Annotated in this window: 15 protein-coding genes and 4 pseudogenes; 5 read left to right on the forward strand and 14 right to left on the reverse strand. The window is 67.9% G+C overall.

What is annotated here, in order from left to right; all coding sequences use genetic code 11:
• The 3 genes from MBELCI_RS15310 to MBELCI_RS22745 form a co-directional block, all read left to right on the forward strand.
• Window positions 1-897: sensor histidine kinase (locus MBELCI_RS15310; protein ID WP_045320292.1), on the forward strand; the 897-nt coding region annotated here is incomplete at its 5' end.
• Window positions 894-1,256, forward strand: coding sequence for a sensor protein (locus tag MBELCI_RS22740; RefSeq protein WP_021695160.1), 363 nt, complete (start codon window positions 894-896; stop codon window positions 1,254-1,256). The genes MBELCI_RS15310 and MBELCI_RS22740, both read left to right, overlap by 4 nt.
• Before the next feature lie 44 nt (window positions 1,257-1,300).
• Window positions 1,301-1,960, forward strand: coding sequence for an ABC transporter substrate-binding protein (locus MBELCI_RS22745; protein WP_021695161.1), 660 nt, complete (start codon window positions 1,301-1,303; stop codon window positions 1,958-1,960).
• Between the two features lie 3 nt (window positions 1,961-1,963).
• Here the strand turns inward: MBELCI_RS22745 and MBELCI_RS15320 are convergent, their stop codons facing one another.
• The 9 genes and pseudogenes from MBELCI_RS15320 to MBELCI_RS15360 all read right to left on the reverse strand — a co-directional run bounded on the left by MBELCI_RS15320 (window position 1,964) and on the right by MBELCI_RS15360 (window position 10,574).
• Entirely contained in the window at window positions 1,964-2,299 is a 336-nt protein-coding gene (locus tag MBELCI_RS15320) for a c-type cytochrome (RefSeq protein ID WP_021695162.1), read from the reverse strand.
• A 241-nt stretch (window positions 2,300-2,540) separates the two neighbouring features.
• Window positions 2,541-3,790: pseudogene (locus MBELCI_RS15325) on the reverse strand (PQQ-dependent sugar dehydrogenase); the annotation flags it as partial.
• A 67-nt stretch (window positions 3,791-3,857) separates the two neighbouring features.
• Complete coding sequence (locus MBELCI_RS15330) at window positions 3,858-4,850, reverse strand: YeiH family protein (RefSeq protein WP_021695164.1); 993 nt, start codon at window positions 4,848-4,850, stop codon at window positions 3,858-3,860.
• Between the two features lie 150 nt (window positions 4,851-5,000).
• Window positions 5,001-6,058 (reverse strand): annotated as a pseudogene (locus MBELCI_RS15335) (TRAP transporter substrate-binding protein).
• Window positions 6,059-6,090: 32 nt separating this feature from the next.
• Window positions 6,091-7,380 (reverse strand): TRAP transporter large permease, encoded by a 1,290-nt coding sequence (locus MBELCI_RS15340; RefSeq protein ID WP_021695166.1) that lies wholly within the window; start codon window positions 7,378-7,380, stop codon window positions 6,091-6,093.
• Window positions 7,380-7,970 carry a TRAP transporter small permease gene (locus MBELCI_RS15345; RefSeq protein WP_045320293.1) on the reverse strand — a complete coding sequence of 197 codons (591 nt, stop codon included), beginning with the start codon at window positions 7,968-7,970 and terminating at the stop codon, window positions 7,380-7,382. The genes MBELCI_RS15340 and MBELCI_RS15345 overlap by 1 nt, the downstream gene beginning before the upstream one ends.
• 53 nt (window positions 7,971-8,023) lie before the next feature.
• Window positions 8,024-8,533, reverse strand: coding sequence for a flavin reductase family protein (locus MBELCI_RS15350; protein WP_021695168.1), 510 nt, complete (start codon window positions 8,531-8,533; stop codon window positions 8,024-8,026).
• Window positions 8,530-9,420, reverse strand: a complete 891-nt coding sequence (locus MBELCI_RS15355) for an aldo/keto reductase (RefSeq protein WP_021695169.1) — start codon at window positions 9,418-9,420, stop codon at window positions 8,530-8,532. The genes MBELCI_RS15350 and MBELCI_RS15355 overlap by 4 nt, the downstream gene beginning before the upstream one ends.
• Window positions 9,420-10,574, reverse strand: a complete 1,155-nt coding sequence (locus MBELCI_RS15360; RefSeq protein ID WP_021695170.1) for an LLM class flavin-dependent oxidoreductase — start codon at window positions 10,572-10,574, stop codon at window positions 9,420-9,422. The genes MBELCI_RS15355 and MBELCI_RS15360 overlap by 1 nt, the downstream gene beginning before the upstream one ends.
• 96 nt (window positions 10,575-10,670) lie before the next feature.
• Between MBELCI_RS15360 and MBELCI_RS15365 the strand changes: the two genes are divergently transcribed.
• Both MBELCI_RS15365 and MBELCI_RS15370 read left to right on the forward strand, forming a co-directional pair.
• Complete coding sequence (locus MBELCI_RS15365) at window positions 10,671-11,372, forward strand: GntR family transcriptional regulator (protein ID WP_021695171.1); 702 nt, start codon at window positions 10,671-10,673, stop codon at window positions 11,370-11,372.
• 10 nt (window positions 11,373-11,382) lie between these two features.
• Window positions 11,383-12,515, forward strand: a pseudogene (locus MBELCI_RS15370) (Gfo/Idh/MocA family protein).
• Window positions 12,516-12,549: 34 nt separating this feature from the next.
• Here MBELCI_RS15370 and MBELCI_RS15375 read toward each other — a convergent pair.
• From MBELCI_RS15375 to MBELCI_RS15395, 5 genes and pseudogenes are all read right to left on the reverse strand, one after another.
• Window positions 12,550-15,197, reverse strand: a pseudogene (locus MBELCI_RS15375) (molybdopterin-dependent oxidoreductase).
• On the reverse strand, window positions 15,194-15,526 hold the full coding sequence (nirD, locus tag MBELCI_RS15380; RefSeq protein ID WP_021695174.1) for a nitrite reductase small subunit NirD: 333 nt from the start codon (window positions 15,524-15,526) through the stop codon (window positions 15,194-15,196). The pseudogene MBELCI_RS15375 and the gene nirD overlap by 4 nt, the downstream one beginning before the upstream one ends.
• Entirely contained in the window at window positions 15,523-17,964 is a 2,442-nt protein-coding gene (gene nirB, locus MBELCI_RS15385) for a nitrite reductase large subunit NirB (protein ID WP_021695175.1), read from the reverse strand. The genes nirD and nirB overlap by 4 nt, the downstream gene beginning before the upstream one ends.
• Before the next feature lie 5 nt (window positions 17,965-17,969).
• Window positions 17,970-19,667, reverse strand: coding sequence for an ABC transporter ATP-binding protein (locus tag MBELCI_RS15390; protein ID WP_045320294.1), 1,698 nt, complete (start codon window positions 19,665-19,667; stop codon window positions 17,970-17,972).
• 5 nt (window positions 19,668-19,672) lie between these two features.
• Window positions 19,673-20,755, reverse strand: a complete 1,083-nt coding sequence (locus MBELCI_RS15395) for an ABC transporter permease (protein WP_021695177.1) — start codon at window positions 20,753-20,755, stop codon at window positions 19,673-19,675.
• Between the last annotated feature and the right edge of the window lie 107 nt (window positions 20,756-20,862).

The raw sequence follows: 20,862 nt of genomic DNA on the forward strand, positions 1-20,862 counted from the left end.
CGCCGGGCGCTGGCGCGGCGGACAGTCGCGGGCGGGGCCTTGGCGGTGCTCGCCGCCGCCGGGCTCGTCATCGGCCTGTTCGCCTGGCTTGCGACGCTCTCGGCGCTCAGGCCGCTGCAGCGGCTGGGCCGGGCGCTGGCGCGCCGCGATCCGACCGATCTCACGCCGATCACCCTGCCGATGCCGTCCGAGATCGCGCCCATGCTCGGCGCGCTCAACGGCTTCATGGGGCGGCTCGACCGGCAGGCGGCGGCAAGCCGCAACCTGATCGGCGACGCGGCGCACCAGCTGCGCACCCCAGTGGCTGCGATCCGCGCGCAGGCGCAGGACGCGCAGGAAGAGACCGACCCCGAGCGCCGCGCCCGGCTGCTCGCGCGGATCCACGATCGCAGCGTCGGGCTGTCACGGCTTCTGGACCGGATGCTCGACCGGGCGATGACGATCCACCGCACCGACACCGCGCCGCGCAGCGCGATCGACCTGCGCGACGTGGCTCTCGAGATCTACGAGGCGCTTGAGGATGCGCCGGGCGGGGCCGCGATCCGGCTCGACCTGCCGCCCGCCCCGGTGGTGGTGCGCGGCGACGCAATGTCGCTGGTCGAGGCGGGCAAGAACCTCGCCGCCAACGCGCTGTCGCATGGCCGCGCGCCGATCCGCGTCGGCGTCGCGCGCGAAGACGGCATGGCCCGGCTCTTTGCCCATGACGCGGGACCGGGGCCCGCGCCCGCGATCCTCGCGGGAATGGGCGCGCGCTTCGCCGCCCATGCGCCGGGGGGGGCGGGGCTCGGCCTCGCCATTGCGCGAGAGGTCGCACAGAGCCATGGCGGCGCGCTCGTCCTCGGGCCGTGCGAGGGCGGGTTCGAAGCGGCCCTGCGCCTGCCACGGGCGGGCGCATGATCCGCGCGACGCTCATGGCGCTCCTGCTGCTCGCCGCCCCCGCCCGCGCGCAGGAACTGACGCGCGATTTCGGGTCCGGCACCGCGACCGAAACGCTGCGGCTGCGCTCGACCACCGACATCGCGGTGCTGGGACCGGTGGTCGAGACGTTCCTCGAAACCCGCCCGAACATCGCGATCCGCTACGAGCAATGGGGCTCCAACGCGCTCTACCGGTTGCAGGGCGACGATTGTGCCCGGGGGCGGGCGGGCGCGGATCTGGTGATCTCCTCGGCGGTGCACCAGATGGTCGATCTGGTGAACGAGGCTGCGCCAGACCGCACCGCTCGGCCTTCACCGCCGCCCTGCCCGATGCGCTGATCTGGCGCGACGAGCTGTGGGGCGTCACCCGCGAGCCTGCCGTCATGGTCTACAACCGCGACCTGGTGCCACCCGCGCAGGTCCCGCATTCGCGCTTCGACCTTCTGGACCTGCTGCGCCCGACCGAAAGCCCGTTTCGTGGCCGCGTCGCCACCTATGACATCGAGCGGTCGGGTCTCGGGTTTCTCTTCGCCTTCGCGGATTCGACCGAGGCCACGACCTTCGGCGGGCTGATGGAAAGCTTCGGGCGCTCGGGCTCGGTGGCCACCTGCTGTTCGGCCGAGATCATCGACGGGGTGGCCGAGGGGCGATACCGCGTGGCCTACAACGTGCTGGGCTCCTACGCGCTGGCGCGGGCGCGGCGCGACCCGCGCCTCGGCGTCGTCGCACCGCAGGACTACACCCTCGTGCTGTCGCGCGCCGCGATGATCCCGCGCGAGGCCGGGCAATCGCGCGGCGCGGCGCAGTTCGTTGATTTCCTGCTCTCGGCCGAAGGCCGCCGCGCGCTCGAAGCGGCCCTCCTGATCGTACGGATGGAGAGCGAGGACGGCACGGCGTTGGAGCTTGGCGAGGCGACCGAGACGCTGCAACGCCCCATCGCGCTCACGCCTGCGCTTCTGATCGCGCTTGATGCACACAAGCGCGCGCTGTTCCAGGCCCGTTGGCGCGATGCCTTCCCCGAGACGGGCGGCACCGCGCCTTGAGGTTCACCTCAGCGCGTCCGGCACCGTCGCGGTGATTTCGATCGCTGCGAAATAGGCCGCGATATCCTCGATCTCGGCCTCGTCAACGCTCTGCGCGATCAGCGTCATCTGCTCGTGCGCGCGTTCCCCGGACCGATAGGCCAGGAACTGCTCGACGAGATAGCTCTCGGGCTGCCCCGCGAGATTGGGCGCGTCGGGCGCCATGGCGATGCCGTCGCGGCCATGGCAGGCGGCGCAGGCACCCGCCGCCTGCTTGCCGAGCTGCGGGTCGCCCGCATGCGCCATGGGCGCCGCGAGCAGAGACGCGGCAAGGATCGCCGCGCATTGGATCGGTCTCATTCGGATCTCCGGGATGAAGGACCCCCACAGCCGCGGCGCGCCCGTGGGGGATCGGGTCTCAGTTCGAGGTTTCGGTCTCCTCGCTCTCGGTCTCCATGTGCTCCATGCCCATCTCGTCCGGTGAGCCCTCCATGCCCATGTCTTCCATGTTCTCTTCCATGGTCTCCATGTCCATGTTTCCCATGCCGGCCTCTTCGGCTTCCATGCCGCTGTCCTCGGGCTGCCCGCCCTCGGATCCGCTATAGGAAATCCGGTAGATCGCGCCCGCGAAGTCGTCCGACACGAGCAGCGAGCCGTCCTTCATGATGGCGACGTCGACGGGCCGCCCCAAGTATTCACCGTTCTCGGTCAGCCAGCCCTCGGCAAAGACCTCGGGCTCGCCCGCGCTGCCATCCTCGCCCACGGGGGTGAACATCACCCGCGCGCCACGGGGGTGGTGCGGTTCCACGAGCCGTGCTGCGCCGAGAAGATGCCGCCATGGTACTTGGCCGGGAAGGCGTCGGCACCGTAGAACGCCATGCCCAGATCGGCGGCATGGGCGGTGTACTCGGCCTCGGGGTTCACCACGTCCGCGGGGATCTCCGCGTCCATGTATTCATTGGTGCGTGTCGTGCCGCCGCCATACCATGGAAAGCCGAAATTCTGGCCGGATGCGGTGATCCGGTTCATTTCGCCCGGCGGAATGTCGTCGCCCATGCCGTCGACCTGGTTGTCGGTGAACCACAACTCGTCATTGGCGGGGTTGAAGTCCATGCCGACCGAATTTCGGATCCCGCGTGCGTAGACCTCGCGGCCCGAGCCGTCGGTGTTGAGCCGGATGATGCCGCCCATGCCGACCTCGTTGTAGAGATCCATCTTCTCGGCAGGTGGCACGTTGTGCGGCTGGCCCATCGAGATGTAGAGCATGCCGTCGGGGCCGATGTCGCAGACGCGCGCGCCGTGGTTGAAGCTCTCCTCCTCGACCGGGATCAGCTCGCCCTGCGGCACCACCTCGGCCACCGCCACGTCCGGCGATTCATAGAAGAACTCGGCCGCCGGGAACATCAGCACGCGGTTGTGCTCCGCCAGCACGAGAAAGCCGTCAGGCGTCATGCAGGGGCCGTTCGGCACAGCGAGATCGAGCGCGGGCGCGAATTCCTTGACCTCGTCCGCGACGCGGTCGCCGTCGCGATCGGTCACCGCCCAGAACTTGTCCTTGCGGGTGCCGACGAAGACCACCGGGACCGAGTTGCCGAGCGCCATGTGGCGCGCGTCGGGCACCACGGCGAAGAGGTCGATCTCGAAGCCTTCGGGCATCTCGATGTCTTCGAGTATCCCGCGCAGGCGATCAGCGGTCTCTCCCTTCTGGTCGATCTGAGGTATGTCGAGCGATGTTCCGGTGGTCCGGAACTCCCGCATCTTGGCCAAGCTGTCATCGCTCTGGGCCAGAGCCGTCATCGGCAGGGCCGTCGCCATCAAAAGCGCGGCCATCATTCTGGAAATACGCATCATGTCCTCCCTCACTTTACGCAAGGGAAACCTTAACGTCGCCTAAAAACTGGTCAACAAGTATTACCGCCTAGCCGATCAGCGCCATGCCGAGCCCGAGGAACAGCGCGAGGAATGCGGTTTGCGCAGTAAGGAGCGCGATGGCGCGACCGCCGACATCGAGCAGCTTCTTCAGGGATGTCTTCATGCCGACGGCGGCGATGGCGGTCAGCAGCGCCCAGCGCGACACAGCACTCAGCGCCTCGATGCTCCAGCCGGGCAGAAGCTGCATCGAGTTGAGCGCGGCCAGCGTCAGAAAGCCCAGCACGAAGCCCGGCACCAGCGGCGGCCGGGCCGCCCCGACGGGCGCGCGGCGGCGCATCACGAGGGCGGCCACCAGCACGATCGGGGCCAGCATGGTCACACGGATCAGCTTGACCAGCGTCGCGATGTCCCCCGTCTCCTCGGAGACCGAGTAGCCCGCCCCCACCACCTGCGCCACGTCGTGGATCGTGCCGCCCAGGAATACGCCGGTCTGGCGCGCGTCATATCCGAGTTTTGCCGCGAGGATCGGATAGGCGATCATCGCCAGCGTCGAGAGCATCGTCACCGAGACCACGGTGAAGATGAGATCGCGCTCGCCCTCCTCGCGTCGGGGCAGGACGCTGGCGATCGCCATGGCCGCCGACGCGCCGCAGATCGCCACCGCGCCACCCGACAGGAAGGCGAAGAGCCGGTCGCGCCCGGTGGCCCAGGCAAAGGCAAGCGATGCGCCGATGGTGGCGAAGACGCCGCCGACGATGAGCGCGAAGAGCCCCAGCCCCAACTCCTGCACCATGCCGACGCTGATCCGCACGCCCAACAGCGCCACGCCGATGCGCAAGAGCGTGCGCGAGGCGAAGCCGATGCCGGGGGCCGAACGCGGCTCTTCCGACAGGAACTGCAACGCGATGCCCAAAAGGATCGCCATCAGCATCGCGGGCGCGCCGTAATGCTCGGACAGGAACTGCGCCGCCATCGCCACCAGCACCGCGAGGGCAAGACCCGGAAACAGGGTCCGGGTCTGCTCGGCAAGACGGGTCATGGCGGCTCCTGACGACAAAGGGAGGTGCCCGGGCGGCGGCCCGGTTGGGGAAGGCATCGGATTGTTCGGAAGGACGCCCGCCCCCGGAGCGATCCGGGGCGCGGGCGCGATGGCCGGGGGAGGCCCCCCGGCCGTGGTCTCAGCGCCGCGTCACTCCATGTCGGCGGCGCGGGCGGTCTCAAGATCGGTCTCGGCCTCGGCCACGGCGGAGGTCAGCGCGTCGTAGATCTCCTGTCCGCCTTCGACATTGGCGGTGAACCACTCATAGACCGGCTGGGCGGCCTCGGCGAAGGCGGCCTTCTCGTCAGGGGTCGGCACGTAGAGATCGCCGCCGCCGGCCACGAAATCCTCATAGGCCTGGATCGACTTGCGCTTGGGCGAGGCGAAGGTCGCCTGCTGCAGCTGGTAGAAGCCATCGACCACGACGCGCTTCATGTCGTCGGGCAGCTCCTGGAACCGCTGGTTGGACATCCACCACAGCGCGCCCATGTAGGCGTGGCCGTCGAGCGTGACGTATTGCAGGCCCGCATCGGGGAACTTCATCGACATGATGTCGGTGATGCCGTTCTTGGTGCCCTCGACCACGCCGGTCTGCAGTGAGGTGAAGAGCTCCGGCCACGGGATCGGCGTCGGCGAGGCGCCCAGCGCGCGCACCAGCTCCTGCGGCAGGTCGGCGACCACGGTGCGGATCTTCAGCCCTTCGATGTCCGAGGGCTGGGCGATGCGGCGCTGGGTGTTGGCGAAGTTGCGCCAGCCGCCGGTGTTGCCGATGGTCATCAGCCGGATCGCGTCGCCCGAATCCGACAGTGCCATGTCGCGCATGGTGCGGGTGAAGTCGCCCGACAGCACGGCCTCGGCCACGCGGTCATCGGCCATCACGTAAGGCAGATCGAGCACCTGCACGTAGGGAAACAGCCCCGAGGCACCGCCAGAGGTCGAGATGTAGACGTCGATCGAGCCGTCGGCCACGCCCTGCAGGCATTCCGCGCCGTTCGAGCACAGCTGCGTGCCCATGAAGATCTCGACCTCGATGGCGCCGTTCGACGCCGCCTCGACATAGTTCTTAAAGACCACGAGCCGTCGTAATCCTCGTCGTTCTCGTTCGAATTGGCGGTGGCGCGCAGGGTGATGTCCTGGGCCATGACCGGCAGCGCGGTGCCGGCCATGAGTGCGGCCAGACCGGCAGCCTTGAAGGTGTTCGCGAGCATGGTGTCCTCCCTGTTGCTCATCTTCTTGTCGTTCAGTCGGCGAAGCCCGTCAGGCGCGGGATCGTCATGGAAATCTCGGGCACGAATGTGATCAGCATGATCACGAATATCTCGACCGCGAGGAAGGGCAGGATCGCCTTCGAGATCGTCTCGACCTTTTCGCCCGAAACCGAGGCCGCGACAAAGAGCACGAGGCCCATCGGCGGTGTCGCCAGCCCCACGGTCAGGTTCACGCACATGATGATCGCGAAATGCACCGAGTCGACGCCCAGAGAAGTGAAGACCGGCCCCAGGATCGGCCCGAGGATGATGATCGCCGGGCCCGCGTCGAGGAACATGCCCACCGCGAACAGCAGCAGGTTGATTAGAAACAGCAGCAAGAGCGGGTTCTCGGTCAGGGTCAGGATGAAGTCGGCCAGAAGCTCCGGCGCGTGGGAGAGCGACACCACCGTCTTGAACGACATCGCGGCACCCACCAGCAACAGCACCACGGCGGAGGTGATGCCCGCCTTGGAAAGCACGTCGCCCAACTCCGAGATCTTGAGCGTGCGCAGCACGAAGATCCCGATGATCAGCGCATAGGCCACGGCGACGGCGGCGGCCTCGGTCGGGGTGAAGACGCCGGTGAGGATGCCGCCGAGGATGATGACAGGGGTCATCAGCGGGAAGAACGCCTTGAGCGAGGCCTGCCCGCGCTCGGCCCATGTGTGGCGGCGCGAGGCGACAGGAAAGTCGTAGCGGTCGGCCATCAACTTCACCAGCACCATCAGCCCGAGCCCCACGAGGATGCCCGGCACAATGCCCGCAAGGAACAGCGCGGCCACGCTCTCGCCCATGACATAGGCATAGATGATCATGATGCCCGAAGGCGGGATGATCGGGCCGATCACCGATGACGCGGCAGTGATCGCAGCCGCGAAGCGGCGGGTATAGCCCTGCTTTTCCATCGCCGGGATCAGCATCGAGCCCAGCGCCGAGGTGTCGGCCACGGCCGACCCAGACAGCCCCGCGAAGAGCATGGACGACAGGATGTTCACATGCGCGAGACCGCCGCGGAAATGCCCCATCAGAGCTTGGCTGAACTCCACGAGGCGCAGCGTGATGCCGCCGCGGTTCATCAGCTCGCCCGCGAGCATGAAGAACGGGATCGCCATCAGCGGAAAGCTGTCCATGCCGTTGTAGAGGTTGCGGTAGAGCAGCGTGATGTCGCGCTCCTGCCCGTTGAGCCACAAGAGGATGCCCGGCGCGAACAGCAGCCCGAAGAAGACCGGCAGGCCGACCATCAAGAAGAACAGGAAGACCGGAAGGAACAGGACCAGCATTATTCGGCGCTCCCCAGAACGGGATTGCGGACCATGGGCAGCCGGTCGGCGGCGCCGATCAGGCCCATGAAGGCGCGGATCATCAGCTCGAGATTGACGAGGATCAGCATCGCGAAGCCCACCACGAGAGACAGCATCATCCAGCTGCGCGGAATGCGGTACCAGCTGTCGAGCCCCCACGAGGTCGGCAGATACAGTGACGCGGTGTCGAAGCGCCCGCCGAGCCCGTTCACCTCGGCCCAGCCGATGGTCAGCCCCATCACCAGCACCAGCATGGCGATGGAAAGCAGGATCAGCGACAGGAAGGCCGAGAGCCGCACCGGCAGTGCCATCAGCAGGCTGTCGATGGCGACGAAGCCGCCATGGCGCAGCGCGGTCGGTGCCATCAGCCCGGTCATCCACAGCATGCAAAAGCGCGCCGCCTCGTCGGGCCAGGGCAGCGCGTTGTTGAACACGTAGCGCATGACGACCTGCAGCAGCGTCACCGCCACCATCACGGCGATGGCCACGACGCCGATTGCGCGGCCCGCGGTGCAGAGCGCCGCATTGAGCCGCCCGAGCGGCCCCAGCACGGCCAGAACTCCTCCCATTCCTCTCCCCTTCCCTTTCGGGTGGCCGCTCCTCCCCAGGATGCGGCGATGTCTCAGTCCTGCGCGATCCGCACGGTCTTGCCTGCATAGAAGACGAGCGGCGTGCCGTCGCGCATCTCGCAACGATCGACCCGGCCCACGACGATCACGTGGTCGCCGCCGTCATGCGTGACCTCTCGCGTGCAGTCGAAGCGGGCCAGCGCGCCGGGGATCACCGGCACGCCTTGGGCGTTGAGCTCCAGATCGTGCTCGCCCAGCTTCCACGCGTCCTTGGACACGCCGAAGCACAGGTCCGCCTGCTCGGCGGCCAGCACGTGGATCACGTAATGCGTCGCATGGGCAAAATGCCCGAAGCGGCGCGACTTGCGGTCGGGCGACCACAGCACCAGCGGCGGATCGAGCGACAGGCTCGAAAAGCTGTTGGCGGTGATCGCCACGGGGCCATCCTCGCCCGCCACCGTGACGATGGTGACGCCGGTGGCAAAGCGGCCGAAGGCATCGCGCAGAAGTCGCGTGTTCTCCGCGTCCGGCACGAAGCCGGGGATCTCGGCCGCCGCGCTCATGGCACTTCGGTGCCGAGCCCGGCCTCGTAGAGCGTGTACCAGTCCTGCCGGTCGAGAGAGACCTTCAACGCGTCGGAGATCTTCGCGATCCGCTCGACGTTGTTGGTGCCCAGCACCGGCAGGATGCCCGCCGGATGCGCCAGCAGGAAGGCCACCGCGACGGCGGCGCGGTCGACGCCCTGCGCCTTTGCTATCGCATCAAGCCGCTCGGCCACCGGTCCCTGCCCGGTCATCAGATCACCGCCGCCCAGGGGTGACCACGCCATCAGCGGGATGCCCCGACGCTGGTGATAGGCAAGATCGCCATTGGTGAAGGGCGACAGCTCCTTGAGCGAGATCTCGATCTGGTTGGTGGAGAGCGGCGTCTCCATCGCGGATTCCAGCAGCTCCACGTCCCAGGGACGGAAGTTCGACACGCCCACCGACCGGACCTTGCCGGAGGCCACCAGCGCGTCGAGCGCGGCGCCGGTCTCGCGGTGATCCATCATCGGGTCGGGGCGGTGGATCAGCAGAAGGTCGAGATACTCGGTGCCCATGTCGCGCAGGCTCGTTTCGACCGCCTGTTCAATATAGGCGCGCGAGGTGTCGTAATGCTTGACCCTCTTGTCCGAGTGCCGGCCCATGGGCGCGACGATGCCGCATTTGCTGACGATCTCGATCCGCTCGCGCAGCGAGGGGTCTTCCTTGAGGGCCACCCCCAGCACCGCCTCGGCGCCGTAACCGCCATAGATGTCGGCCTGATCCATCGTGGTGATGCCCTGTTCGAGACAGGCATCGATCTTGGCGCGCACATGGGCGGGCGAGGTGTCGGTGTCGTCGGCGATGCGCCACATGCCATAGACCAGGCGGCTCAGCGCGACATCCTTGGAAATCTCGATCCGGTTCATCAGCGGCGTTCTCCTGCGCCCAGCGGCGTCTTCGGTGTCTGGCTCGGCACCCGGCCATAGGCCTCGGGCAGCGAGCAGGTCTTCATCATCGGCAGCACGCGGGCGCCGAAATGCTTGGCCTCGTCGATATGCGGATATCCCGAAAGGATGAAGGCCCGCATGCCCATCTTCCTGTATTCCTCAAGCTTCGAATAGACTTGGTCGGTCGATCCCACCAGCGCCGCACCGCAGCCCGAGCGCGCCCGGCCGACGCCGGTCCACAGGTTCGGCTCGATGAAACCCTCCATGTCCGCGAGTTCGCGGTTGCGCGCCTGATGCGACACGCCGAGCGAGGTTGCGTCGAGCGCGCGCTCGCGGATCGTGCGTCCCTGCTCGTCATCGAGCTCGGAGACGAGGTGCTGCGCGTATTCGCGCGCCTCGGCCTCGGTGTCGCGGACGATCACATGGACCCGCAGGCCGTAATCGAGCGTGCGGTCGTACTTCTCGGCCACGGAATGCACCGCCCGCATCCGCTCGGCGAGGTCTTCCTTCTTTTCGGGCCACATCAGGTAGACATCGCAATGCTGGCCGCACAGATCCAGCGCATCAGGCGAGTAGCCGCCGAAATAGAGGAGCGGGCCGCCTTCCTGATAAGGTTTGGCCGGGTCGGTGGTCAGACCCTCGAAATCATAGACCTCGCCCTTGTAGTTGATCTCGTCCTGCGTCCATGCCTGCTTGAGGATCTCGACCACCTCGCGCGAGCGCTGGTAGCGGAACTTGCTCTCGGCCTTTTCGCCCGGAAAGTCCGAGGAAATGACATTGAGCGTCAGGCGCCCTTCCAGCATGTGATCGAGCGTGGCGACGGTGCGCGCCAGCATGATCGGCTGCATCTCACCACAGCGGATCGCGGCCAGCAGATTGATCTTCGAAGTGATCGGCGCACAGCCCGCGACGAAGCTCAGCGTGTCCTGCCCGACCTGGTAGGAGGAGGGGCACAGGATATTGCGAAAGCCCTGGGCTTCGGCGGTTTTCACGATCTCCGAGCAATGCGCCCAGGACGAGCGCAGGTCGCCTTCGGGTTTGCCCAAGAGCCGGTAATCATCCGAGCAGAGCGCTGCGAACCATGACACCTCGACCGCGTCGAGATCGGGCGAGGTGATAGGGACGACGGTCATGCGGGGGCTCCTCCAAGCGTGCGATTTCCACTTGCGTAACAGCCCGGCAAATGCAAATCAATGGTGCATCAATTTTGACCGCGAGATTTTTGCCAGATGCCCGAAGCGCCTGCCGCCCTGCCGTTGCACCAGCAGATCAGCGAACTTCTCGTGCGCGAGATCGCCTCCGGTCGGCTGGTCGAGGGCGAGCGGCTGCCGCCCGAACGCGACTTCGCGCAACGTCTGGGCACCTCGGTGCGCACGCTCAGGAAGGCGCTTTCCGAGCTGTCGGAAAAAGGCATGCTGGAGCGGGTGCAGGGGTCGGGCAATTACGTGCGGCGCAACGCGCAGGCCGAGAGCGTCTACTCGATGTTCCGGCTCGAGCTGCCCGAGGGCGGCGGCCTGCCCCGCGCCGAGGTGCTCGATCTCGCGCGGATCGAAAAGCCCGCCGACCTGCCCGGCTTCGGCGCCGCGTCCGACGCCACGCGGATCCGCCGCCTGCGCCGCCTCAACGACACGATCATCGCGGTCGAGGAGATCTGGCTCGACGGCGCGGCGGGGGCGATCGATCCCGGCAGGCTCGCGGATTCGCTCTACCTCTACTACAAGACCCATCTCGGCTTCTGGATCACCCGCGCCGAGGATCGGGTCACCATCGGGGAGGTGCCGCATTGGGCGCCCGCGGCCTTCACGCTGCGCCCCGGCACCGTCACCGGATATATCGAGCGGCTGAGCTGGGCCCAAGGCCCGGCGCCGGTCGAGTTCTCGCGCACATGGTTCGACACGGCGCGCGCCCATTACGTGCAGCGCCTGATCTGAGGGAGGTCACATGACTACGGTCACCAATTACGGCATCATCGGCTGCGGCATGATGGGACAGGAGCATCTGCGCAACATCGCGCTGCTGCCGGGCACGCGCGTCTCCGCGATTTTCGAGCCCGACGCCGAGATGGCGATGCAGGCGCAGGCGCTGGCCCCCGGGGCACGGCTTTGCTCTTCCGTTGCCGACCTCATGGCGACCGAAGGGCTCGACTGCCTGCTGATCGCCAGCCCCAATTTCCGCCACCTCGAGCAGATGGAGGAGATCGCCCGCACGCGACCGCTGCCGGTCCTCGTCGAGAAGCCGCTTTTCACCGACCCGGCCGAAACGGCACGGCTCGCGGCCTTCCGCGACAGCTATCCCGCACCGGTGTGGGTGGCGATGGAATATCGCTACATGCCGCCCATCGCAGCCTTCCTCAAGGAGGCGCAGGCGGCGACGGGGGGCATCCGCATGCTCACCATCCGCGAGCATCGATTTCCCTTCCTGCACAAGGTCGGCGGCTGGAACCGCTTCAACCGCTACACGGGCGGCACCTTCGTCGAAAAATGCTGCCACTTCTTCGACCTGATGCGGCTGACGCTGGGCGACGAGCCGGTGCGCGTCATGGCCTCCGGCAGCCAGGCGGTGAACCATCAAGACGAGAATTACGAGGGCGTGGCGCCCGACGTGCTCGACAACGGCTATGTCATCGTCGATTTCGCGCGCGGCGGCCGGGCGATGCTGGAACTGTGCATGTTCGCCGAAGCGCGCGCTACCAAGAGGAGGTGACGGCGGTCGGCCCGCAGGCGCGGATCGAGGCGCTGGTGCCGGGGCCGGGCCGGTTCTGGCCCGAACATCTGGGCGCGCCGCCGGTGCCGCAACTCATCGTCAGCCCGCGCGCGCCCAAGGGCCCCGAGATCCGCGAGATCCCGGTCGATCCGGCGCTTCTGGAGGCGGGCGATCACAACGGCTCGACCTTTTATCAGCATGCGCGGTTTCTTGAGCTGGTGCGCGGCCAGCGCGCCCGGGCCGAGGTAACGCTCGAGGATGGTTGGGCCGCCGTGGCCATGGGGATCGCCGCGCAGATGTCGATCCGCGAGGGCCGCGCCGTGTCGATGGATGAAACCGGGTTGATGCCCGCGCGGCTGCGCGCCGCCTGAACCGAGACGGGGCCGCGCGGCAGCCCCGTCCGTTCTACTCCGCCGCCTCGCGCATCCGCGCATTGGCCAGAAGGGCCGCGATTTCGGGTCGGCAGGAGCCGCAATTCGTCCCCGCCCCAAGTGCCGCGCCAATCGCCTCGACGCTGAGCGCCGCGCCGCTCTCGATCGCGGACAGGATCGTGTTCACCCCGACGCCCAGACAGGCGCAGAGCACCGGGCCGGGATCGGGCATGTCGGCACCGGGCCGACCGCTGAGCGCCTGCGCGCCCTCGCCCCCCAGAAGCGACGCCAGATGCTCGCGCGAGACCGCGACGGGGCGCGGCGACACGAAGAGCGCCGCGACCAGCCGCCCGTCCTCGTGGAACGCCAACCGCTCGATCCCGCGGGCGGAATCGCTCACCCGCGTCAGCCGCGCCTCTGGCAGTCCGAACAGCGCGCGCGCCTCGGCCTCCCAGTCTTCGGGGGTTTCTGCCCCGGCCAGCTCCAACCGCCAGCCCTGCTCGGAGCGCGCGCGCGCCCAGTAATCGGCCTTGGGCGCGGGCAGCGCCGTCGAGACGGCGAATCCGAACCACTTGGCCGCAAACGGCGCGACCGAAACCGCCGCCGCCTTGGCCTCGGGCTGGCCCGAATGCGGATCGACATGGGGCCCTACCACCGCGTCGATGCGCCCCGTGGGCGCGGTCTCCCCGCTCCAATGGATCGGAGCGAAAACCTCGCCGCGTCTCGCCCGTTCGCTCACCAGCACGCGCAGCACGGCCCTTGCCCCCTGCCCGCGCAGCTCGGCGAGGCTCGCAGGGGCGAGGCCAAGCGCGCGCGCATCCTCGGGGTGGATCTCCAGAAACGGCTCGCCCATGTGCCGGTTGAGCCGGGCCGAGCGGCCCGAGCGGGTCATGGTGTGCCACTGATCACGGATGCGCCCGGTGTTGAGCCTGAACGGATGCTCGGGCGTGAGCTTCGCCTTGGGTGGCGCGGCGTGAACGGCGATCATCCGGCCCCGCCCGGTCGGGGTGAAGAACCGCCCGTCACCGAAAAAGCGCCCGCCTTGCTGCGCCGCCGCGATCGGCCAGCGCTGCGGGGCAAGCGCGTCGTAAGCGGCGGCGTCGAGATCGGCGAGGCTGAGATGTCGAAGTCGCGCCCGAAGCGCCCGGCGATGCCCGACAGCGCCGCGTACTCGCGCAGCACTTCGGCCGGGGTCTCCCAATCGAAGGCGGCGGCCCATCCCATGCGCCGCCCCACTTCGGCGAGGATCGCCCAGTCGGGCCGCGCCTCGCCCGGCGCATCGAGCAGCTTGCGCTGTCGGCTGATGGTGCGGTCGGAATTGGTCACCGTGCCGTCGCGCTCGCCCCAGCCTGCGGCGGGCAGGAGCACATGCGCCAGCCGCGCGGTATCGGTGCTCGCAGTGATGTCGCTCACCGCTACGAAGTCGCAGCCCGCGATGGCATCGCGCACCCGGTCGGCCTCGGGCATGGAAACGGCGGGGTTGGTGCAGATGATCCAGATCGCCTTGATGTCGCTGCGCTCCACCGCGCGGAACATGTCGACGGCCTTGAGACCGGGCCTGTCGGGCATCGCGGGCGCGGCCCAGAAGCCCTGCACCGCGGCGCGGTGCGCGGGGTTCTCGATGTCGAGATGGCAGGCCAGCGTGTTGGCCAGCCCACCGACCTCGCGGCCGCCCATGGCGTTGGGCTGCCCGGTGACCGAAAACGGCCCCATGCCGGGCCGTCCGATGCGCCCCGTGGCGAGGTGGCAGTTGATGATGGCGCCCACCTTGTCGGTGCCCGCGCTCGACTGGTTCACGCCCTGGCTGAACACGGTGACGACCTTCTCGGTGCCGATCCACATGTCGCAAAAGGCGTCGATCTGCGCCGCACTCAGCCCGGTAACCGAGACGTCCTCGGCATGGGCGGCGGCCAGCGCCTCCTCCATCCCGTCAAGGTGGCGCGCGAAGCGGGTATCGCGCGCGCCGCGCGCGTCGATCCTTGCCAACAGCGCATTGAACAGCGCCACGTCCGAGCCCGCCGCCAGCGGCAGGTGCAGATCGGCGATGTCGCAGGTCGCGGTGCGGCGCGGGTCGATGACGACCACCCGCATCCCGGGCCGCGCCGCCTTGGCCGCCGCGATGCGCTGATGGAGCACCGGGTGGCACCATGCGAGGTTCGATCCGGTCAGCACCACGAGATCGGCAAGCTCCAGATCCTCGTAGGTGCCGGGCACGGTGTCGGTGCCGAAGGCGCGCTTGTGGCCCGCCACTGTCGAGGCCATGCAGAGCCGTGAATTGGTGTCGATGTTGGCCGAACCGATGAAGCCCTTCATCAGCTTGTTGGCGACGTAGTAATCTTCGGTCGTCATCTGCCCCGAGACGTAGAAGGCGACGCTGTGGGGGCCGTGCCGGGCGATGGTCTCGCGGAACCGGTCGGCGACATGGCCCAGCGCCGTGTCCCAATCGGTCCGCGCCCCACCGATCATCGGATGCAAAAGCCGGTCCTCATGGCCCACCGTCTCGCCCAGCGCCGTGCCCTTGGAGCAGAGCCGCCCGCGATTGGCCGGGTGATCCGGGTCGCCGCGCACCGTCAGATCGCCCTGTCCGTCCGGCTTGGCGAGCACCCCACAGCCCACGCCGCAATAGGCGCAGGTGGTGCGGATCTCGCCCGGCTGCGCGGAGAGATGCGCGGGCCCGGTCATGCCGCCGCCCTGCGGCCCACCGCGTCGCCGTCGAGCAGGATCCGCCCGTTTTCAACCCGCAGCGGATAGGTCGGAATGGAGCCTTCATCCGCGCCCTGCGCCTCGCCGGTCTCGAGGCTGAACACCCAGTTGTGCAGCGGGCAGGTCACGGCGCGCCCATGCACGATGCCCTCCGACAGCGGCCCGCCCTTGTGCGGGCAGCGGTCGGAGGCGGCGAAGACCTCCCGATCGCCCGTGCGAAACAGCGCCACGCAGCCCACGGGCGTCTTCACCAGCCGCGAGCCGCGCAGCGGGATGTCGTCGAGAGCGCCCACATCAATCCAGTTCATTCCGCAGCCTCCAGCGTGAGATCGGCCAGCGGCTGGAAGCGGCGGGCCTGCGCCGGTTCGGCCCGCTCGGCCCATGGGTCCTTTTGATAGATCGTCTGGCTCAGGTCGAAGCGCGCCACGAGGGCCGCGCGCTCGGCATCGTCCAGAAGCGCCTCGCGCACCCAGTCCATTCCGACCTTGGCGATCCATTTGTAGGGCCGGTCGAGATACTTGGCGTGCTCGCGGTAGAGCTGCACGAAAGCAACCGACCATTCCTCGGCCTCTGCCTCGGTGGCAACCTTCACCAGCGGCTGGATCTCCTTGAGATCCATGCCTGCGGCCCCGCCGACGCCGATCTCGAAGCCGCTGTCCACGCAGATGATCCCGAGATCCTTGCAGGTCGCCTCGGCGCAGTTGCGCGGGCAGCCAGAGACGCCGAGCTTGACCTTGTGCGGCGTCCACGACCCCCAGAGCCGCTTTTCAAGCTTCACGCCCAGCCCGGTGCTGTCCTGTGTGCCAAAGCGGCAATGCTCGCGCCCGACGCAGGTCTTCACCGTGCGCAGCCCCTTGGAATAGGCGTGTCCCGACACGAGCCCCGCCTCGTTCAGATCGGCCCACATCGCGGGCAGATCCTCCTTCTTCACGCCCAGAAGGTCGATGCGCTGGCCCCCCGTCACCTTGACGGTCGGCACGCCGTATTTGTCGGCGGCGTCGGCGATGGCGCGAAGTTCGCGCGGATTGGTCAGCCCGCCCCACATGCGCGGCACCACGCTATAGGTGCCGTCCTTCTGGATGTTGGCGTGGTTGCGTTCGTTGACGAAACGCGACTGCGGATCGTCCTGATATTCGAGCGGCCAGTCGGCCAGCAGGTAGTAGTTCACCGCCGGGCGGCAGACATGGCAGCCATTCGGCGTACTCCAGCCCAGCTCCTGCCAGACGGCGGGTTGGGATTTCAGTTCCTGCGCCTTGATCAGGCGGCGGACGTCCTCGTGGGTGAGGTCGGTGCAGCCGCAGACCGGCTTGGCCGTGGGCATGACGAAATCGTCGCCCAAGGAGAGCGCCATGACCTGCTCGACCAGCCCGGTGCAGGTGCCGCAGGAGCCCGATGCCTTGGTGACGGCGCGGACGCCTTCGATGGTCGTGGCACCGCCCTCGACGGCCTCCACGATCCGGCCCTTGCACACGCCGTTGCAGCCGCAGATCTCTGCGTCAGCCGGTAAGGCTGCAACGGCCGCCATAGGGTCCGCCGAGGCGCCCCCCTGGAAGGCAGGCCCGAAGATCAGCGTCTCGCGCATTTCCGAGACGTCCTCGCGGTCCTTGATCAGCCCGTGGAACCACGCGCCGTCAGCGGTGTCGCCGTACATTACAGCGCCGATCAGCCGCTCGCCTTCGAGCACGAGGCGCTTGTAAACGCCGCGCGCCGGGTCGCGGAACACGATGTCCTCGCGGCCCTCCCCTTCGGCGAAATCGCCTGCCGAGAACAGGTCGCAGCCCGTGACCTTGAGCTTGGTCGCCACTTCCTTGGGCCGGAAGGCGGCCTCACGCTTCAGAAGCGTCTCGGCCAGCACCTTGGCCTGATCGTAGAGAGGTGCCACGAGGCCGAACACCGCGCCATCATGCTCGACGCATTCGCCAAGGGCGAGCACGTCCGGATCGGAGGTGATCATCCGGTCGTCGACATGCACGCCGCGCCCGACCGCGAGCCCGGCGGATTTGGCGAGCGCCACGCTGGGACGAATGCCCACCGCCATCACCAGAAGATCGCAGGGCAGCTCGGTGCCGTCATCGAGCATGAGCGCCTTCACATGGCCGTTCTTGCCCAGGATCTCCTTGGAGTTGGCCGCGCACATCACCTTGATGCCCTTGTCGGTCAGTGCGCGGCGCAGGAGATACCCCGCCGCCTCGTCGAGCTGGCGCTCCATCAGGTGCCCCATGATGTGCACCACGGTCACGTCGACGCCATGCGCGGCCATGCCCGCCGCCGCCTCCAGCCCCAGCAGGCCACCGCCGATGACCACCGCTTTCGCGTCCGGCTTGGCCGAGAGGCCCATCATCCGCTCGGTGTCTTCGAGATCGCGGTAGGGGATCACGCCTTCGAGGTCGTGGCCCGGCAGCGGGATCATGAACGGGTCGGAGCCGGTCGCGACGACGAGCTTGTCGTAAGGCACCTCGCCCTTCTCGCCGACGACGATCTTGCGCGCCCGGTCGATCTCGACCACCCGCTCGCCGAAGCGGCAGGTGATGCCGTGAGCCTCATACCAAGCATCGTCATGGGTGACGATCTCGGCATAGGTCTTTTCGCCCGACAGGACGGGAGAGAGCATCAGCCGGTTGTAGTTGCCGCGCGGCTCGGCGTTGAAGAGGGTGATGTCGTAGGCTGCGGGATCGCTTTCGATCAGGCTTTCCAGCATCCGGCCCGAGGCCATGCCGGCGCCGATGACGACGAGTTTCTGGGTCATGGCGGTCACTCCGCTGCGATGGCGCTGGGCGCCGATTTCTTGCGAGGGTCGCGGCCGTGCTCGTATTCCTCAAGGAAATCGAGCACCTCCTGCCGGTAATGGTAGTAGTCCGCATGCTCCAAGAGCGCCTTGCGGGTGCGCGGGCGCGGCAGGTTCACGTCGACGATCTTGCCGATGGTGGCGCGCGGACCGTTGGTCATCATCACCACCCGGTCGGCCAGAAGGATCGCCTCGTCGACGTCATGGGTGACGCAGACTGCCGTGGTCTTGGTGCGGTCCCATACATCCATGAGGACCTCCTGAAGCTCCCAGCGGGTGAGCGAGTCGAGCATCCCGAAAGGCTCGTCGAGCAGCAGCAGCTTGGGGCTCAGCGCGAAGGCGCGGGCGATGCCGACACGCTGGCGCATGCCGTTCGACATCTCGGAGGCCATCCGGTCCATCGCGTTCCCGAGACCCACGCGTTCGAGGTAATGCTCGACCACCTCCTGCCGCTCGGATTGCGAGGCGCGCGGATAGACCCGGTCGACCCCCACGGCGACGTTCTCGCGCGCGGTGAGCCAGGGGAACAAAGACGGGCTCTGGAACACCACGGCGCGTTCGGGATCGGCCCCCTCGACATGGCGGCCGTCGAGCTTGATCGCGCCCTTCGAGATCTCGTTGAGACCGGCGGCCATCGTCAGCACGGTGGACTTGCCGCAGCCCGAATGGCCGATCAGCGAGATGAACTCGCCCCGGTTCATCTTGAGATTGAAGTCCTCGACCACCGTGAGCGGCCCCTTAGGGGTCGGATAGACCTTGTGAAGCTGGGAGAAATCGAGGAAGCGCTCCTCGATCAGCCCCTCTTGCGCCGCCTTCTGCGCGGCGGGAAGGTCGCGGGTCCGGTCGTGAACGGGGCGGATGTCCGGCAGGCGGCGCGTGCCCTCGACGCGGGCCTTGATGCCGACATCCATGAGATAGCCCGTGACCTGCGCGCGCAGCGCCTTGAAGGCAGGGTCCGAGTTCATCGCGCCGCGGTCGCGCGGACGCGGCAGCGCGACATTCACGGCCGCGCCCAAGGTGCCGTCGGGATTGAGCGGCACGATCCGGTCGGCGAGCAGGATCGCCTCGTCTACGTCGTTGGTGATCAGCACGCAGGTGGTGCGCTCGCGTTCCCAGATCTCGAGGATCTCGTCGGCGAGGTTGGCCCGCGTCAGCGCGTCGAGCGCCGAGAGCGGCTCATCGAGGAGCAACACTTCGGGCTCCATGGCAAGCGCGCGGGCGACCGAGACGCGCTGGCGCATGCCGCCAGACAGCTCGGCCGGGCGACGTGTCGTGGCGTGCCCCAGCCCCACCATCTCGATGTAGCGCTGCGCCTTGGCGGCCTTGTCGGATTTCGACAGTTCGGGATGCACCGCCTCGACCGCGAGCATGACATTGCCCGCCACCGTGAGCCACGGCATCAAGGAGTAGCTTTGGAACACCAGCCCGCGCTCGGGGCCGGGGCCGGTGACGGGCATGCCCTTGAAGGTGACGGTGCCTTGGTCGGGCGTCACCAGACCGGCCATCAGGTTCATCAGCGTCGACTTGCCGCTGCCCGAGAAGCCGAGGATCGCCACGAACTCGCCCTCGGCCACGTCGAGATCGATGGCCCGAAGCACGTCCTTGCGCGACTTGCCCTCGCCGAAACCCTTGGCGACGTTTTCGAATGAAAGGATGCTGGTCATGGCGATCACCGGTTCGGAGCGTAGGTGAAGAGCGATTGCAGCGCGAACATCACCCGGTCGAGCAGGAAGCCGATGATGCCGATGGTCAGCACCGCGACGATGATCCGCGCCAGCGACGACGACGAGCCGTTCTGGAATTCATCCCAGACGAACTTTCCAAGGCCGGGATTCTGCGCCAGCATCTCCGCGGCGATCAGCACCATCCAGCCCACGCCCAAGCTCAGGCGAAGCCCGGTGAAGATCAGCGGCAGCGCCGAGGGCAGCACCAGCTTGGTGATCTTGGCGCGCGGGCTCATCTTGAGCACCTTGGAGACGTTGACGAGATCGCGATCGACCTGTGCGACGCCGAGCGCGGTGTTGATCAGCGTCGGCCAGAGCGAGCACAGCGTCACTGTGATCGCCGAGACGAGGAACGACTTGGCGAAAAGCCCACCTTCGGTGGCGGTGACGGCCGAGACCACCATGGTGACGATCGGCAGCCAGGCCAGCGGCGAGACCGGTTTGAAGATCTGGATCAGCGGATTGAGGGCGGCATTGGCGGTGGCCGAGAGGCCCGCGAGGATGCCTAGCGGGATCGCCACGGCGCTCGCCACCAGAAACCCGAAGAACACGGTCACGATGGAGGTGCCGATCTGGTCGTAATAGGAGGGCGAGCCGGTGAAGGCGATGTCCTTGACCTCATCGGCGCGCCCCTGCTCCACCAGGCGCTCGTTGCGCATGGCCACCTGCTCCTCGAAGCGGGCCTTCTTCTCGGAGGTGCGGACGGCGTCCTCGTGCAGCCCGACCGCCTCCTGCCAGACCTGCCCCGGTCCGGGGATCGCGCCGAGCGAAGTCTGCACCTGCGGCGCCAGAGCCGCCCAGAGCGCGAGGAAGCCCGCGATGGCAAGGAGCGGCACGCCCAAGAGACGCCAGACGTCGCGCATCTGGGCGCGCGGGTTGTCGCCGGCGGCGGCCTTGATCAGCGGGGTGAGCCAAGCCAGGCCGAGGACCTGGAACCAGCGGTCGGCGACGCCGAGGCGGGCGAACCAGCGGGCGCGCCTTGCCTCCTTGTGGCCGGCCTCGATGGCGGTGGGATCGACTGCGGTCATGGGGGTGCTCCGGGGGTTTGGATCTGCGGAGGGGTTGGAAGTGGCGGAGCCCCGCGCGGCCGGCGGGGCCGCTGAATCTCGAAGCCGACGACCGTCTGGTCGCCCTT

It is taken from the genome of Limimaricola cinnabarinus LL-001 (assembly GCF_000466965.1).
GTDB classification, from domain to species: domain Bacteria; phylum Pseudomonadota; class Alphaproteobacteria; order Rhodobacterales; family Rhodobacteraceae; genus Limimaricola; species Limimaricola cinnabarinus.

Excerpts from the sequence above, each read along its gene's own strand:
- MBELCI_RS22740 (WP_021695160.1), top strand. The coding sequence starts at position 894 with ATGATCCGCGCGACGCTCATGGCGCTCCTGCTGCTCGCCGCCCCCGCC.
- MBELCI_RS22745 (WP_021695161.1), top strand. The coding sequence starts at position 1,301 with ATGGTCTACAACCGCGACCTGGTGCCACCCGCGCAGGTCCCGCATTCG.
- MBELCI_RS15320 (WP_021695162.1), bottom strand. The coding sequence starts at position 2,299 with ATGAGACCGATCCAATGCGCGGCGATCCTTGCCGCGTCTCTGCTCGCG.
- MBELCI_RS15330 (WP_021695164.1), bottom strand. The coding sequence starts at position 4,850 with ATGACCCGTCTTGCCGAGCAGACCCGGACCCTGTTTCCGGGTCTTGCC.
- MBELCI_RS15340 (WP_021695166.1), bottom strand. The coding sequence starts at position 7,380 with ATGCTGGTCCTGTTCCTTCCGGTCTTCCTGTTCTTCTTGATGGTCGGC.
- MBELCI_RS15345 (WP_045320293.1), bottom strand. The coding sequence starts at position 7,970 with ATGGGAGGAGTTCTGGCCGTGCTGGGGCCGCTCGGGCGGCTCAATGCG.
- MBELCI_RS15350 (WP_021695168.1), bottom strand. The coding sequence starts at position 8,533 with ATGAGCGCGGCGGCCGAGATCCCCGGCTTCGTGCCGGACGCGGAGAAC.
- MBELCI_RS15355 (WP_021695169.1), bottom strand. The coding sequence starts at position 9,420 with ATGAACCGGATCGAGATTTCCAAGGATGTCGCGCTGAGCCGCCTGGTC.
- MBELCI_RS15360 (WP_021695170.1), bottom strand. The coding sequence starts at position 10,574 with ATGACCGTCGTCCCTATCACCTCGCCCGATCTCGACGCGGTCGAGGTG.
- MBELCI_RS15365 (WP_021695171.1), top strand. The coding sequence starts at position 10,671 with ATGCCCGAAGCGCCTGCCGCCCTGCCGTTGCACCAGCAGATCAGCGAA.
- nirD (WP_021695174.1), bottom strand. The coding sequence starts at position 15,526 with ATGAACTGGATTGATGTGGGCGCTCTCGACGACATCCCGCTGCGCGGC.
- nirB (WP_021695175.1), bottom strand. The coding sequence starts at position 17,964 with ATGACCCAGAAACTCGTCGTCATCGGCGCCGGCATGGCCTCGGGCCGG.
- MBELCI_RS15390 (WP_045320294.1), bottom strand. The coding sequence starts at position 19,667 with ATGACCAGCATCCTTTCATTCGAAAACGTCGCCAAGGGTTTCGGCGAG.
- MBELCI_RS15395 (WP_021695177.1), bottom strand. The coding sequence starts at position 20,755 with ATGACCGCAGTCGATCCCACCGCCATCGAGGCCGGCCACAAGGAGGCA.